This is a genomic window from Ideonella sp. FW305-24, assembly GCF_058788035.1.
Genome location: NZ_JBYTAI010000004.1, coordinates 185126 through 199917 on the forward strand (window position 1 = coordinate 185126; position 14792 = coordinate 199917).

Annotated in this window: 14 protein-coding genes; 6 read left to right on the forward strand and 8 right to left on the reverse strand. The window is 69.6% G+C overall.

What is annotated here, in order from left to right; translation table 11 throughout:
* The first annotated feature begins 149 nt into the window (after positions 1-149).
* Positions 150-2024 (forward strand): diguanylate cyclase domain-containing protein, encoded by a 1875-nt coding sequence (locus tag AC3WR5_RS12760; protein ID WP_492484888.1) that lies wholly within the window; start codon positions 150-152, stop codon positions 2022-2024.
* A gap of 13 nt (positions 2025-2037) precedes the next feature.
* Here the strand turns inward: AC3WR5_RS12760 and AC3WR5_RS12765 are convergent, their stop codons facing one another.
* Positions 2038-3639: a winged helix-turn-helix domain-containing protein gene (locus tag AC3WR5_RS12765; RefSeq protein ID WP_492484890.1), complete on the reverse strand. Its 1602-nt coding sequence runs from the start codon at positions 3637-3639 to the stop codon at positions 2038-2040.
* 130 nt (positions 3640-3769) lie between these two features.
* Between AC3WR5_RS12765 and AC3WR5_RS12770 the strand changes: the two genes are divergently transcribed.
* Positions 3770-4723: a tripartite tricarboxylate transporter substrate-binding protein gene (locus AC3WR5_RS12770; protein WP_492484892.1), complete on the forward strand. Its 954-nt coding sequence runs from the start codon at positions 3770-3772 to the stop codon at positions 4721-4723.
* Positions 4724-4760: 37 nt separating this feature from the next.
* Here the strand turns inward: AC3WR5_RS12770 and AC3WR5_RS12775 are convergent, their stop codons facing one another.
* Positions 4761-5972, reverse strand: a complete 1212-nt coding sequence (locus AC3WR5_RS12775) for an MFS transporter (protein WP_231010981.1) — start codon at positions 5970-5972, stop codon at positions 4761-4763.
* 268 nt (positions 5973-6240) lie between these two features.
* Between AC3WR5_RS12775 and AC3WR5_RS12780 the strand changes: the two genes are divergently transcribed.
* Positions 6241-6948: a PAS domain-containing protein gene (locus AC3WR5_RS12780; RefSeq protein ID WP_492484894.1), complete on the forward strand. Its 708-nt coding sequence runs from the start codon at positions 6241-6243 to the stop codon at positions 6946-6948.
* Positions 6949-6979: 31 nt separating this feature from the next.
* Here AC3WR5_RS12780 and hppD read toward each other — a convergent pair whose 3' ends face one another.
* From hppD to AC3WR5_RS12795, 3 genes are all read right to left on the reverse strand, one after another.
* The gene (hppD, locus tag AC3WR5_RS12785) at positions 6980-8071 is read right to left on the reverse strand and encodes a 4-hydroxyphenylpyruvate dioxygenase (RefSeq protein ID WP_492484896.1); all 1092 of its coding nucleotides are present in this window, start codon (positions 8069-8071) and stop codon (positions 6980-6982) included.
* 308 nt (positions 8072-8379) lie between these two features.
* Positions 8380-8655 carry a DUF2277 domain-containing protein gene (locus AC3WR5_RS12790; protein WP_141291929.1) on the reverse strand — a complete coding sequence of 92 codons (276 nt, stop codon included), beginning with the start codon at positions 8653-8655 and terminating at the stop codon, positions 8380-8382.
* Positions 8656-8675: 20 nt separating this feature from the next.
* Positions 8676-9038: a DUF6632 domain-containing protein gene (locus tag AC3WR5_RS12795; RefSeq protein WP_492484898.1), complete on the reverse strand. Its 363-nt coding sequence runs from the start codon at positions 9036-9038 to the stop codon at positions 8676-8678.
* 483 nt (positions 9039-9521) lie between these two features.
* Between AC3WR5_RS12795 and AC3WR5_RS12800 the strand changes: the two genes are divergently transcribed.
* Positions 9522-10238: an META domain-containing protein gene (locus AC3WR5_RS12800; RefSeq protein WP_492484900.1), complete on the forward strand. Its 717-nt coding sequence runs from the start codon at positions 9522-9524 to the stop codon at positions 10236-10238.
* 16 nt (positions 10239-10254) lie between these two features.
* Here the strand turns inward: AC3WR5_RS12800 and AC3WR5_RS12805 are convergent, their stop codons facing one another.
* The 3 genes from AC3WR5_RS12805 to AC3WR5_RS12815 all read right to left on the reverse strand — a co-directional run bounded on the left by AC3WR5_RS12805 (position 10255) and on the right by AC3WR5_RS12815 (position 13201).
* The gene (locus tag AC3WR5_RS12805) at positions 10255-10500 is read right to left on the reverse strand and encodes a hypothetical protein (protein WP_141291481.1); all 246 of its coding nucleotides are present in this window, start codon (positions 10498-10500) and stop codon (positions 10255-10257) included.
* Positions 10501-10612: 112 nt separating this feature from the next.
* Positions 10613-12400, reverse strand: a complete 1788-nt coding sequence (locus tag AC3WR5_RS12810) for a RecQ family ATP-dependent DNA helicase (RefSeq protein ID WP_492484902.1) — start codon at positions 12398-12400, stop codon at positions 10613-10615.
* 183 nt (positions 12401-12583) lie between these two features.
* Positions 12584-13201, reverse strand: a complete 618-nt coding sequence (locus AC3WR5_RS12815; RefSeq protein WP_492484904.1) for an HD domain-containing protein — start codon at positions 13199-13201, stop codon at positions 12584-12586.
* A gap of 292 nt (positions 13202-13493) precedes the next feature.
* Between AC3WR5_RS12815 and ccmA the strand changes: the two genes are divergently transcribed.
* Together ccmA and AC3WR5_RS12825 are read left to right on the forward strand one after the other, a co-directional pair.
* Entirely contained in the window at positions 13494-14105 is a 612-nt protein-coding gene (gene ccmA, locus AC3WR5_RS12820) for a heme ABC exporter ATP-binding protein CcmA (RefSeq protein ID WP_231010998.1), read from the forward strand.
* On the forward strand, positions 14102-14782 hold the full coding sequence (locus AC3WR5_RS12825) for a heme exporter protein CcmB (protein ID WP_492484906.1): 681 nt from the start codon (positions 14102-14104) through the stop codon (positions 14780-14782). The genes ccmA and AC3WR5_RS12825 overlap by 4 nt, the downstream gene beginning before the upstream one ends.
* Positions 14783-14792 lie beyond the last annotated feature (10 nt).

Below are 14792 nucleotides of genomic sequence, written 5' to 3' on the forward strand. Positions count from 1 at the left end.
GCTTGGTTCGCTGCCGGTCTCCGTGTAACACTTCGCCGATTCACGTCGGCCGACAGGACAAGCCGCGAGCCTCACCGAGGCCCGCGGGCCGCGCGGGGGCCCACCGCCATCCACGCGCGAGACGGCCGTGGCGCAGCAGATGAGGCCGCATGCCCGTTCCAAGACCCCCATCCCGGCGACTGTCCGACTGGCTGCCCTACGCCATCGTGGCGGTGCTGGTGGCCATGTTGCTGATGGCGCTGGCAGGGGTGTCCATCTGGCAGGAGCGGGTGCGCCAGCGCGAGCGGGCCGCGGCCGCCACGCAGAACCTGGCAAGGTTGCTCGAAGGCCGGGTGACGGACGTGTTCACCAAGATCGACCTGATGCTGCAGGTGGCTGCCTACCACGCGGTGGACCATTTGCTGGACGATGCCAGCAGCCCGTTCGATGCCGAGCGCGAGCTGCAGGCTTACCGCGCCGCGGCGCCGGAGATCGTCGGCATGACGGTGGTGGACGCGATGGGCCAGCTGCGCTACGGGCAAGGCCAGGTCGGGCGCAGCGCGGCGCAGCACTTCGCGCAACGGGAGGATTTCGTGCGTGCCCGCCAGGGCGGCGAGCCCGGCCTGCTGATCGCCGGGCCGGTGCGGCATGACGAAACCGGGACGTGGGTGATGATGCTGAGCCGGGCGCTGCAAGGAAGGCAGGGCGAGTTCCTCGGCATCGTCAGCGCGGACCTGCCGGTCGACCTGTTCGGCCCGGTGTTCCGCGACGTGGACCTGGGCGCGCACGGCGCGGCCACGCTGCGCACCGCCGGACTGGCGCTGGTCTACCGCCAGCCCTGGCCGGACAGCGGGCGCAGCGGCATCGGCCGCAGCGAGGTGTCGCAGCAGCTGCGCGAAGCGATTGCGGCGCGGCCGGATGCCGGTGAATACGTGGCCGCCACCGCACTGGACGGCGTCTCGCGCATCAATGCCTACCGCAAGCTGCGCGGCCTTCCGCTGTACTTGGTGGTTGGCCTGCCGGAGGCGGATTTCCCGAGCGGCTGGAACCGCGTGGACACCAGCATCGTGCTGCTGGCCGTGAGCACGCTGGCAGTGGCCGGCTTTGCGTTGCTGCAGCTGCGCCGCGTCTCGCGCCGGCAGCTGGACGCTGCGCAGCGCCGCTTCGAGGCCATCGTCGAATCCTCGCAGGACGCCATCGTCTCGAAGACGCTGGACGGCAAGGTCACCAGCTGGAATCGCGGCGCCGAGCAGATCTTCGGCTACAGCGCGGCCGAGATGCTGGGCCAGCCGCTGCAGCGTCTGTTCCCGCCCGAGCGGCGCGACGAGGAGGAGGCGATCATCGAGCGTCTGCGCGGCGGCGAGCCGGTCGAGCATTTCGAGACCGAGCGGCTGCACAAGAGCGGCCGGCGCGTGCCGGTGTCGGTGACCATCTCGCCGCTGGTCGACCAGGCCGGCGAGCTGATCGGCGCCTCGAAGATCGCGCGCGACATCAGCCGCCAGAAGGCGATGGAAGAAGAGGTGCGCAGCCTGGCCTTCCATGACCCCTTGACCCGGCTGCCCAACCGCCGCCTGCTGCTGGACCGGCTGCGCCACGCGCAGCAGAACAGCCGCCGGCTGAACAGCCACGGCGCCGTGCTGTTCATCGACCTGGATCAGTTCAAGGAGCTCAACGACCGCCACGGCCACGACGCGGGCGACCGCTTGCTGGTGGAGGTGGCGCGGCGGCTGCGCAGCGCCGTGCGCGAGAGCGACACCGTGGCCCGGCTGGGCGGCGACGAGTTCGTCGTGATCTGCGAGAACCTGGGCCAGGAACTTGCCGTGGCCAGCGAGGCTGCCGACGGCGTGCGCGAGAAGATCGCCCAGGCCCTGGCGCAGCCGTGGCTGCTGAGCATGGGCATGGCCTCCTGCGTCGGCGCGAGCATCGGCGTTCGGCTGTTCTTCGGCGGGGACGATGACCTGGACCAGCTGATCCAGGACGCCGACCGGGCCATGTACGACGACAAGGCCAGGCGCCGCGCCGGCCGCGGCCAGGCGCACGCCTGAAGCTGGATGGGTTTCACCGGGGCGGTAGGCCGGCAGCCCGCAGGAGCGCCAGCAACTGGACCATTTGCTGGCGGTGCGCCGGTTCGGTGGCGGGTGGCAGGCGTGCTTGTACCGCGGCCAGGCTGTCGAATGCGCTGCGCTCGCGCAGGAAGGTGACCCAGCGCTGAACCAGGGCGGTCGCGCCCAACTGCTGCGCTGCGGCGGTGCCTGTGAGGTAGGCGGTGGCGAATTCGGCGTTCACTGCCATGGCCTGTTGCGAAGCTTCCAGCGCCGCGGGGAAATCCGCCATCGCCAATGCCGCCCAGGCCAGTGCCAGGTGCCAGACGACCCGCAGGGGCTCACGCGGGCTCAGCGCAAAGGCGCGCTCGCACAGCGCCGCTGCTTCCTGCGGATGGCCGCGGCGGGTGCGGATCAGCGCCAGCAGCCCGTGCGCCGGCGCGTGCGAGTTGCTCAGGCGCAGGCAATGGCGCAGGCCCTCTTCGGCGCGCGCGGTCTCGCCCTGGCTGTAAGCGATCAAGGCGTGCACATAGTGCGCATCGGGCTCCTGCGGGCCGTGCTGCAGCGCGGCCTCGGCCTGGGCCAGGGCGCAGGCCAGCAATTGCTCACGCGGCGTGTCGTCCCAGCCGAACTGCGCGGCGCGCCAGTGGCAAAAAGCCAGGCAGATGGAAGCCAGCGGCAGTGGCGACTGCAGCACCAATGCTGCTTCGGCCCAGTTCGCCGCGCGTGCGTTCACGCCTGGCCCCTCGGGTTTGCCAAACAGCTCTACCCAGGCACGTGTTGCCAGGGTCCAGGCTTGGAGCCCCGGTTGAGTGGTGGGTGCTGGCGTGTGGGCAAGCAGGTCGCGCAGCTCGAGGTTCAGCGCCCTCGCCAGTCGGCCCACCACCAAGCCGCTGGCGTCTGGCCATCTGGCCAGCGGCAGGCTCACGCTGTCGGCCCAGCGCTGGGTGCCGCGCTGGCCATCGACGACTTGCACCGTGATCTCCAGCGTCTCGCCATGCAGCCCGAGCAGGCCCTCGACCACTTGCTGGACGCCCAGCTCGCGAGCCACCTGTTGCGGCACCACGGCGGCCGGGTCGTAGTGCAGCATGGTGCCGCGCGAGATGACTGCCAGGCCAGGCTGGCGCGAGAGCTCGCTGATCAGCGCGTCGGCCAAGCTGTCGCGCAGGAAGGCATGCTGCCCCGTCAGGCCCTGCTGGCGGAATGGCAGCACGGCGATGGCATGCGGCCCCAGGGCCGGAGCCATCACGCTGTCCTGCGCAGCCGCAAGGCTGTGCACCCGCGCGGTCAGCCGGTAGCCTTTGCGCGGCACGGTGGCGAGGTGGTCCGGCCCCAGCGCCTTGCGCAGCTGGGCCACGGCTTCGTAAAGCGACGCGGGCGTGACGACCAGACCGGGCCAGACGGCAAGCATCAGTTGCGCGCTGGTGAACAGCTCGCCAGGGCGCTGCGCCAGCGTGGCCAGCAGGCGCATGGCACGCGGTTCGAGTTTCTGGCGGCGGCCGTCGGCATGCTGCAGCTGGTCCAGCGAGGCATCAGCCTGCCAGTCGCCTACCGAGAAGGGTGTCGCCTGGCCGGCGGGCCGCGAGGCGGGCGGAAAAATGGATGATGGATCGTGCAAGGCAGGCCGGGGAAAGGCGGGTTGCCGGATCTTAAGGATTTCCTCAGCCAAGCTTGTGCCGCCGCCCCGTCCAGCGGCCCGGCTTTGCCGCAGGATGGCAGCCATCGATCTGACCCTCAAGGAGACACCGATGCGACACGCATTGCTGAACTGGACGACATGGCTGCTGCTGGCGGCCCAGGGAGCGGCGCTGGCACAAGGCGCCTGGCCAGGGCGGGCCGTGCATCTGGTGGTGCCCTTTGCCGCCGGAACGGCGCCGGACACGGTGGGACGACTGTTGGCGGAGGGCCTGGCCGAATCCCTGGCGGTGCCGGTGCTGGTGGAGAACCTGCCTGGCGCGGGTGGCACGCTGGGCGTGGACAAGGTGGCCAAGGCCGCAGGCGACGGTCACACGCTGGTGCTTTCCGGCGACGCCGCGCTGGTGGTCGGCGCGGCCTATGGCGTGAAGCCGCCTTACCAGGTGGCGAGCGACCTGGTGCCGATCTCGCAGCTGGTGCTCACGCCCAATGTCCTGGTGGTGCCGCCGGAGCTGCCGGTGTCCACGCTGGCCGAGTTCGTCGCGCTGGCGCGCAGCCAGCCGGGGCGCTTCAGCTATGCCTCGGCCGGCAACGGCACCTCGTCGCACCGCGCTGGCGAATTGCTGAACGCCATGGCCGGGCTGGACATGGTGCATGTGCCAAGCAGCGGCAGTCCGCTGCCGGATGTGATGGCCGGCCGGGTGCAGCTGTTTTTTGCCAATGCGGCTTCGCTGCCGCTGGTGCGCGAGGGCAAGCTGCGCGCGTTGGCGGTGTCTTCCCTGCAGCGGCTGCCGGCATTGCCGGAGCTGGCCACGGTGGCCGAGTCGGGTTACCCGGGCTTCGAGGCGGTGGCCTGGTTCGGCCTGCTTGCGCCCAAGGGCACATCCTCGGAGATCGTGGAGCGGCTGCAAGCCGAGGCAGCCAAGGCACTGGCCCGACCCGCCATGCGCGACCGGCTTCAGGCGATGGGCGCGGTGCCGGTGGGCGGCAGCTCCGCGGCGTTTGCCGCGCTGATCGCCGCGGAAACGACGAAGTGGGCCGCGGCACCGATGTCGGTCCGTCGGTGAACCTGACAGCGGGGGATGGCGGACATCGGCGAACGGGTCAGTGTGGCGCGCGGGCCCGCCGGTCCTGCCACACCGCAGCGGCGAACACCGCCATGCCGCCCAGCGCCAGCAGCACGCCGACCCAGCCGGTGGAAGTCCAACCCAGGCCGGCGGCGATGGCGGCGCCGCCGAGCAGCGCGCCCAGCGCGTTGGCGGTGTTGAAGGCCGAGTGGTTCAGCGCGGCGGCCAGGGTTTGCGCGTGGCCGGCCACGTCCATCAGCCGGATCTGCAGCGCCGGGCCGATGGCGACGACGCTGCCGACCAGGAACACCGCCAGCGCTGCGGTGACCGGGTGGTGGGCCATCGGCACGAAGGCGGCGAGCACGACCGCGTCCCACACCAGCAGCCAGCCGATGGTGGGCATCAGCGCGTGGTCGGCCAGGCGCGAGCCGACCAGGTTGCCGGCGACCATGCCCAGGCCGAACAGCGTCAGCACCAGCGGTACGGCGTCGATCGAGAAACCCGAGACTTCCATCAGCGTGGGCTTGATGTAGCTGAAGACCGCGAACATGCCGCCAAAGCCGATGGCGGCAATGCCCAGCGTCAACCAGACCTGCGGCTGGGCCAGGGCGCTGAGTTCGCGCAGCGGGCTGGCGCCGTGGGCGGCCGGGATGTTGGGCACACCGCGGCGCACCAGCACGCAGGCCAACGCGGCAATCGCACCCACCAGCACGAAGGCCGCGCGCCAGCCCCAGTGCTGGCCCAGCCAGGCAGCCAGCGGCACGCCCACCAGCGTCGCGCTGGTCAGCCCCAGCATCACCAGGCCGACGGCACTGGCGCGGCGGTTGGGTGGTGCCAGCGCAGCCGCCACCAGCGCGGCCACACCGAAGTAGGTGCCGTGCGGCAGTCCGGCCACGAAGCGCAGCAGGTTCAGCGACAGGTAGCCCGGCGCCAGCGCGCTGGCGAAGTTGCCCACCGAGAACAAGGCCATCATCGCGATCAACAGCGTGCGCCGCGGCCAGCCGGCGGCCAGCACCGCCAGCAGCGGCGCGCCGAGCACCACGCCCAGCGCATAGGCGCTGATCACATGGCCGGCCTCGGGAATGCTGACCTGCATGTCGGCCGCCACTTCGGGCAGCAGGCCCATGATGACGAACTCGCCGGTGCCGATCGCAAAACCGCCCACGCCCAGCGCGATGATCGCGGGCCAGAACGCCCCTGCCTGGCGGATGGTCGGGACATCGGTGACGGTCGGCGCAGCGGAATTCATCGAGTGGGGCGGGCAGGCGAGGAAGCAGGGCAGGGGCCTGGCGCGGCAGCGACAGGTGTCGCATTGTGTTGCAGTGCACCAAGCCCCCGCTGGCTGACGGTTACTTGGCGGTTACGGCGCCGGCAGGCCGGCATTCAGTTGGCGACGCATTCAGCCGATACAGTGGCAAGCGGGCGTGGGCCAGTGGCCGCACACTTGGCGGCTGGCATTCGCCGCCCGCGCTCGCCGAACTGCCGAACTGCCAAATTGCGGATGGACCCACATGCCGATGGATGCACCTGCTGATCTTCACCGCTGGGGCTTGGTCGAGCAGGTTGCCGGATTCGCTGTCTGGGACCTGGACATCTCGTCGCAGCGGGTGCTTTATTCGCCGCATTGGAAGCGCTGGCTGGGTTATCCGGCGGAGGACAGCTCGGATCCCGTCCAGACCTGGCGCGCGCGCGTGCACCCGGATGACCTGGGCGCGATGGTGCAGGCACTGTCAACCCACATCGATGGGCAGGAGCCGAGCTACGAGCACGAGTTTCGGCTGCGCGCGGCCGACGGGTCCTACCGCTGGGTGCTCTCACGGGGCCAGGTGGTCGCGCGTGACGGGCAGGGCGCTGCGCTGCGGGCCGTGGGCACCTTGACCGACCTCACCAAGCGGCGCCAGGCCCAGCAGGCCGGCCAGCTGGCGCATCGGCCTGTCGCCCATGACGCCGCCATTGACGACGCCAGCCAGGCGCAGCAGCAACAGTTCTGGCTGCGGGTCAGCCACGAGCTGCGCACGCCGCTGAACGCGGTGCTCGGCTTTGCCCAACTGCTGGCCACGCGCCTGGGCGCGGACGATCTGCCCACGCAGCGCCTGTACTTGGCGCATGTCGAAAAGGCCGGATGGCAATTGCTGGCGCTGGTGGAGGCGGCGATGGCCGAAAGTGGCGCGTCGTCGCCCGCATCGGCCGACAGGACCGACACGGCAGGCAAGCCCGAGCCCTGACGGCGCCCCGCCAGGCCCGGGGGCCGGCTTCTCAGGCGGTGGTCGGCGTGTCGACCTGCAGCACGCCGCGCTTGACCTGGTCGCGCTCGATGGACTGGAAAAGTGCCTTGAAGTTGCCTTCGCCGAAGCCGTCGTCACCCTTGCGTTGGATGAACTCGAAGAAGACCGGGCCCAGCATGGTCGCCGAGAAGATCTGCAGCAGCAGGCGAGGGCGTTCGTTGCCGGTCGAGCCGTCCAGCAGGATGCCGCGCGTCTGCAAGGCCTTCGCGTCTTCGCCGTGGCCGGGCAGGCGCTCGCTGAGCATCTCGTAGTACGCGTCGTTCGGCGCGGTCATCAGCGGCACGCCGGCGAGTTGTAGCTGGTCGATGGTGGCCAGCAGGTCTTCGCTCAGCAGCGCCACGTGCTGGATGCCTTCGCCGTTGAACTGCATCAGGAATTCCTCGATCTGGCCCGAGCCCTTCTTGGATTCCTCGTTCAGCGGGATGCGGATCTTGCCGTCCGGCGCGGTCATGGCCTTGGAGGTCAAGCCGGTGTATTCGCCCTGGATGTCGAAGTAGCGGATCTCGCGGAAGTTGAACAGCCGCTCGTAGAAGCTGGCCCAGAAGCTCATGCGGCCACGGTAGACGTTGTGCGTCAAATGGTCGATCAGCTTGAGGCCGTGGCCGACCGGATGGCGGGCCACGCCTTCGACGTATTCGAAGTCGATGTCGTAGATGGACTTGCCGTCCTCGAAGCGGTCGATCAGGTACAGCGGCGCACCACCAATGCCCTTGATCGCCGGCAGCCGCAGCTCCATCGGGCCGGTGGGGATTTCGACCGGCTGGGCGCCCAGTTCCAGCGCGCGGGCGTAGGCCTTGTGCGAGTCCTTGACGCGGAAGGCCATCCCGCAGGCCGACGGGCCGTGCTCGGCCGCGAAGTATGCGGCATGGCTCCTGGGCTCGTTGTTGACGATGAAGTTGATCTCGCCCTGGCGGTACAGCAGCACCTGCTTGGAGCGATGGCGCGCCACCAGCGAGAAGCCCATGGCTTCGAACAGCGGCTCCAGCTGGCCGGGGGTGGGCGAGGCGAATTCGACGAACTCGAAACCCATCAGGCCCATGGGGTTGTCAAACAGATCAGCCATGGTTTGGCTCCTGGAAAAAGAATTGTTGATCAAGCGGCAAGCGGCCTGCCCGGTCATGGACCGGTGCAGGCGTGCAGCCATGCGAAAAGAAAGGGAAGGGGAGCGGTGAGGGCGCCGAAGCGGCGCTCAGCGCGCTTCAGGCCGGCGCGTGGGCGCTCGGCGGCGCGCACGGCACGCCGCGCACGCTGCGGGCGAGGTGGTCACCGATGATCAACTGGCAGACGGTGGTCGTCATGGGGCGCATGGTAACCAGCCCGGTGCGGCCCGTACAGCGCCTTTCAGGTGCGGGAAGCCGACGCCAACGGCCATCACTCCGGACTTCCAAACCGAATCGCAGACCTCACTCGTGCCTTTTCCGCTTCCACCTCCCGGTTACGCGGCTCTGCGTTGGTGACCAGCGAAGCCATCAGGACCCGGGCCGAGGCGGCGACCTCTGCAACTGCCCTTTCGAATGCCGCTTCGTTGGCCTTGGATGGCACTGAAAACCCGCTGAGCTTTCGCACGAACTGCAGCGAGGCGTCGCGGATTTCCAGTTCGGTGGCGGGGGGCTCGAAATTGAACAGCGTCTTGATGTTTCGGCACATGGGTGACTCCAGGATTCGATTCAGCGCGCGCCGCGGTCAAAGGGAAGCTTGAATGCGGCAGGGCACAGCCATCCCAGCACCAGCGCGACGATGAACAGGGCCGGCACGTCGCCGAGCAGGTGTCCGGTGTGCATCGGGTTGGCCGTGGCCTGGACGGCCATGACTGCGGCGTGGACGATGCTGGACCAGATGGTGAAGGCGATCAGGCTGAGGTGCTGGACGGGATTGCGGGAGGCGATCAGCAGGAAGACGCCGAGCGTGGCGTACAGGGCGATGATCATCTCGATGTACTCCGAGTGGCCGTGGTGCCATGCCCAGCCAGCTGGCCACAGCACCGTCAGCGGGTACACCCCGAAGATGAAGATCAGGCCGAAGGTCAGCAAGGCGAAGCGAAGAGGATTCGACTTTCTTTGCGTATTCATGCCGCACTCCCGTGCTCTGTGACCCGGCGACTGAAGCGCCGCGAATTTTCGCGCCGCACCGTTTTGCGCTGCACACTAGCACGCCCGAAATGGCATGGCCATGCGCTCTTGCTGCAAGCCATCGCGGGGCGGAATCATCGTTGACCTCTGACCTTCCGACGGACGCCTGCCCAGCGAGCGGGGCTGTCCTTGACCGTGGGGCAGGCGGGCGCCGACCTATGAACACGGGTTTCCCTGAGGTGACGGGCCGGATTGGTTCGCGAAGTGACATGCTTGGTCACTCCGGGCGTGGCATTGATCGTGCATCATCCGGAAAGCGCTCGTCCGGCCCTAGGCTTCACCGGATCGGCGCTGCATAGCATGAGAAGTTCTGAGTTCCCCATCTTTGGCTCCGCCGGCCACCTCTCTGCTCGCGCGGTGCGCGTTGCGTGGATGTCCGGCCTCATGCTGTCCCTTGCCGGTTGCACGCATGTGCCGCTGGTCGGCGGCTGGCTGGGCGGCGACAAGGGCGGCACCGCGCCGGTGCCCCCGCCACCTGCGCCGGTGCAGCCCTACCAGGCGACCGGGCACGAGCCGGAATGGCGCATCGACCTCGGCGAGCAAGGCGTGATGCGCCTGCCTTTGCAGCCGCCGTTGAGTTGGGTGCAGCCGCCGCCCGAATGGGCTGGCACGGCGCGCCGCTGGCAGGCCGAGGTCAATGGCAAACCGCTGGAACTGACCGCCACGCCCGGGCTGTGCCGCGACAGCATGAGCGGCATGCCGAGGCCCGATGGCGTGAGCGTGCGCTGGGGCGATGCGCGCTGGCGCGGTTGCGGCGGCGAGGCGGCCAGCCTGTTGCTGGGGCCTGAATGGCTGGTGGTGAGCCTGCAGGGCCAGCCGCTGATCGACCGCAGCCGGGCCACGCTGCGTTTCACGCCCGAGGGCCGCTTCACCGGCCTGGCCTCATGCAACCACTTCACCGGCGCCTGGCGCCTGGGCAGCGAGAACCTGCTGCTGAACCCGCCTGCTGTGACGATGATGGCCTGCGCACCGACGGTGATGGCGCAGGAGGACAGGCTGCTGGCCCTGCTCAAGGCCGTCAACCGCTTCGACTTCTCGCCCAAGGGCGAGTTGCTGCTGCTGACGGCCGATGGTCGCCAGCTGGCAGCACGCCGGAACTGAAGGCGGCCGCTGCGCCTCAGGCGTGCGCTGCCTCTTCTTCCGCTGTGTAGGCTTCGACCACCAGGGCGCCGCTGTCCACATAGCGCTGGAAGTCCGGCAGCGGGATGGCGGCTGAGCCGCGTGCATCGCCGTCCTGCCAGCCCAGGGTGACGTCCAGCTTGGTTTCCTCGATCTCGCAATTGCCTTGCGGGATCTTCATGTCCATGCCGTCGCCTTCGCGGTAGCTCACATCACCCACCACTTTGCCGTGTAGCTTGCTCATGTCATTGCTCCTGCAGGGTTGGTCGAGTGCCTAGACTAGGGCTCGGCGGCGATGTCGGCAATCGGTGCAGGCCGACAACCCTGTAGGACGCGGGGTGCAGTGCAACAAAGGCTTACGCGGCCACCCGTGGTGCGGCGGCCGGCTGCACGAAATCGGCGTGGAATTCGCGCGGCCGGCGCTGGGCCGGGAAGCGGATGCGCACCACCTCGCCGGCCAGCGCAATGACTTCGCCGCTGCCATGGCGCTTGACCTCGACCCAGTCGCCAACCGCCAGCGGCTGGCGCTCGGCAGGGGCTGGCGCTTGGGCGGCGGTGTCCGCAGGAAAGGTCGCCGGTTCTTCGGGTTGGATGTCAGCCAGGGCCTGCAGCCGCAGGCAGCTGTCGCAATGGCCGCAGCGGCCATTTTCCGACTCCGGCAGCGGTTGGTCGAAGTGGGCCAGCAGCATCTGCCAGCGGCAGCCGCCTGACTGGGCGTAGTCCATCATCGTGTCCAGGCGCTGGCGGTCCTGGTTCTTTCGCTGGTCGTAGCTCTCCGCCACCTGTTCCACCACCTCGGCCACCGAATGGCTGGCGTCCACCGTCACCCTGCCGTCGCGGCCCAGGCGCACCAGGCGCAGGCCGCGCAGCGCATTGAGCACCTGGCGTGTCTTGGCCAGTGGTGCGTCCACCGCGTCGCGCAGCGCGCTGGTCAGCCAGCCGTCGGGCGGTCCCTGGGTCAGCGTCTGCCACAGTGCGCGCACGTCGTTTTTCGACGGGTAGCGGCCGACCAGGAAAAAGCGCTGCACCGCGCGGTCGGCGCGCAGGAACATCAGCGTGCAGGTGGCCGTTTCGCCGTCGCGGCCGGCGCGGCCGCTCTCCTGGTAATAGGCGTCCAGGGACGATGGCAGCTGGGCATGCACCACAAAGCGGATGTCTGACTTGTCGATGCCCATGCCGAAGGCCGGCGTGGCCACCATCACGCGCACCTGGCCCTGCATGAAGGCATCCTGGCTGCGGGTGCGCTCGGCTGCGCCCATCTGGCCGTGGTACAGCGCCACGTCCTCGTCGGCCTCGGCCAGCATCGCGTGCAGCTGCTTGGCGCTGCGCACGGTGCTGGCGTAGACGATGCCAGGGCCTTCGCTGTCATGCACCAGCGCCTGGATGCGGCGCAGCCGGGTGGCCTCCTCGTCGACCAGCTCGACCCGGTAGTCCAGGTTGGCCCGGTAGACGCCGGTGCACAGCACGCCTGCCGCAGGGATCTGCAGCGCGCGGCAGATCTCGCGCTGCACCGGTGAAGCGGCAGTGGCCGTCAGCGCCAGCACCGGCACGCCCAGCGCCTGGCGCAGCGCGCCCAGCTCGGCAAAGGCCGGCCGGAAGTCGTGGCCCCACTGGGCAATGCAGTGCGCCTCGTCCACCACCATCAGCCCCAGGCGCGCCGGCCTGACGCTGCTCAGCAACTCGCGAAACGATGGCTCGCCGGCGCGCTCGGGCGTCGTGAAGACGACGCGGGCCGTGCCGCTGGCCACCGCCTGCTCGGCCTCTTCGAGCGCGGCCACGTCCACGCCGGAATGCAGGCGCACGGCCGGCACGCCCAGCGCGTTCAGCGTGTCGCACTGGTCCTTCATCAGCGCGATCAGCGGCGAGATGACCAGCGTCATCCTGTCCGACAGCACGGCGGGCAACTGGTAGCACAGCGACTTGCCGGCGCCAGTCGGCATCACCGCCAGCGTCGACAGGCCGGCCAGCACGCGTTGCATCACCTCTTCCTGCCCCGGCCGCAAGCGGCGCAGGCCGAAGACCTTGCGCAGCGTGCGCATGGCCTCGGTGGGCAGGCCGGGTGCAGCGTCTGCAGCATCGAGGGGGGCGGAACTGCGCGGCGGGCGGGCAGCACGAGGCGTGGACGAAGTCAGGCTGGAGGGCATGGCAACAACAGTCAGGTCACAGGCTGCAAGGCGCACAAGCAGCGCTGCGAGCCGCCAGGGAACGGCACGCAGCGCTGAAGCTGCTACTGCAGCGAATCCTGGGGCCAGCCGTGTGAGCCGTTCGCGCGTGCAGCGCCCATTCGGGCGTAGGAATGCGCCTACCTGGCCGGCCTGCTGGCGGCTTCAGCCAATGGCCTGCGCCAGGTTCAGCCTGGCCCGCGCTTCCAGCCTGTCGTGGAAGAACCCGGTGCTGTAGAGCCGCCGCCGTTCCAGGAACGAGGCCAGGATGGCGCGTCGCTTGCGCCGGAACAGCCAGCGTGGCACGAAGCTGTATTCGGCGCGGATCTGCTGCTCGTATTCGGCAAACCGCGCCGGCTCGGCACCGAGGATGGCCAGGTCGATGTCGACCAGCAACTGTGCGTCCGGTCCGGCCGGCACCGCCGTGTGGCTGGTCGCCATGATCAGCGCATGCACCCGGGCCGTGACCTCGGCTGGCGCACCGGCCGAGGCGAGCGCCTCGCCGGCCCAGTCGGCGCTGCGCTGCTCGTTGCCGCTGCCGCGGGTGTCGTAGATCGCGTCATGGAACCACAGCGCCAGCGCCACCTCGGCCGGCCGCTCTGCCAGGCCTTGCGCGGCCTGCAGCGCCGTGAGGCATTCGCCCAGGTGTTGCAGCGTGTGATAGTGGCGCTGAGGCTCGCGGTAGCGGGCCAGCAGCTGGTTGAACAAGGCTTCGTTCGGCTGCGCCAGGCCCAGTCCCTGCCAGGCCAGGCGCCAGTCTTCGGAAAGTGCGCCGTCGTCCATCAGCCTTGTTCGCCCGGCACGGAGCTGTCGGAAGCCATGATCAGCAAGTCGCCGATGTGGAAGGACGCATGCATCACCTTGTCCTTTCTCGCAGTTGCCGGCGAAAAAACAGGCAGGGCTGGACAGAGGGTTCGGGCATGTCGACTCCTTCATTGGCACAAACAATCGGCTCCGCTGCCATGCCGTGGCAGCGGAGCGTAGTTTGCGTCGGCACCGCGGCGCTGCACAGCCCCATTCCGGGGCCAGGGCAGGCGGCCGCTAAAGTAGGGAGATGATGCAAACAGGCCGTGAGATGCCACCCCCACGGCTCGTGCTGCGCGGCATGGTCGGCGTGCGCCAGGGCCGGCGGCTCTGGGGCCCGTTGACGCTGGCGCTGTCGGCCGGCAGCGCGCTGCATCTGCAAGGCCCCAATGGCAGCGGCAAGACCACGCTGCTGCGCACCCTGGCCGGGCTGCGCGCGCCGGCCGCCGGCCACTGCGAGCGAGACGGTGAAGCCTGGTTCATTGGTCACGCCTTGCCGCTGGCGGACGAACTGGACGCGCTGGCCAACCTGCGCGGCTGGCTGGGGCTTTCGGCGCGGGTTGACGATGCCGTGCTCCAGGCCTGGTTGGACCAGATGCAGGTCCCTCGCCAGCGCCCGCTGCGGCAGCTCTCGGCGGGCCAGCGCCGCCGGCTTGCGCTGGCACCGCTGGCATTGCAGCCGCGGCCGCTGTGGCTGCTGGACGAACCGTTCGACGCGCTGGACGCCGCCGGCCAATCGGCGCTGTGTGCGCTGGCCCAGTCGCACCTGGCCAGCGGCGGCGCATTGGTGCTGAGCGCGCACCAGGGCCTGCCCGCAGGCTTTCCCGCCTGCGAGGCGCTGCGGCTGGGGCCGGCCGACTGGGTCGGTACAGTCGGCCAATGAACCTCTGCCTGTCCATCCTGCGGCGCGAGCTGGCGCTGGCCTGGCAGCGGCCGGCCGAGCTGGCGCGGCATGCGCTGCTTTTCGTGATGGTCGCCGCGCTGTTCCCGCTGTCGCTGAGGCCGGACCCGGCGACACTGGCGCTGCTGGGCCCAGGCGTGTTGTGGGCCGCGGCCTTGCTTGCGGTGCTGCTGGCCTGCGGCCGCTGGTTCGACGAAGACCTGCGCAGTGGCTGGCTGGACCAGTGCCAGCTGGCGGCGCAGGCGGCCGAGCTGCCGCTGGCCTTGCCGCTCGCAGTGCGCTTCGTGGCGCAGTGGTTGCTGGTGGCCGGGCCGGTGCTGCTGGCAGCACCGCTGGTGGCCTTGCAGTTCGACCTGCAAGGTGCCGCGCTGGCGGCGCTGATGGTCTCGTTGCTGCTCGGCAGCGCGGTGCTGGTGCAACTGGCCGGCGTGGCTGCAGCGCTGGCTGCCGGGCTGCGCGGCGCGGGTCTGCTCAGCTTGCTGATGGTGCTGCCGCTGGCCACGCCAGCGCTGGTGCTGGGCACGCTGGCCGTGCATGCGGCGCAGCAGGGCCAGCCCGCCGGGCCGGCGCTGCAACTGCTGGCGGCCTTGCTTGCGCTGGCCAGCGTCGCCTGCCCGTGGCTGGGCGCTGTGGCGCTGAAGCAGGCGGTGGGTGACTGAAACCCGGGCC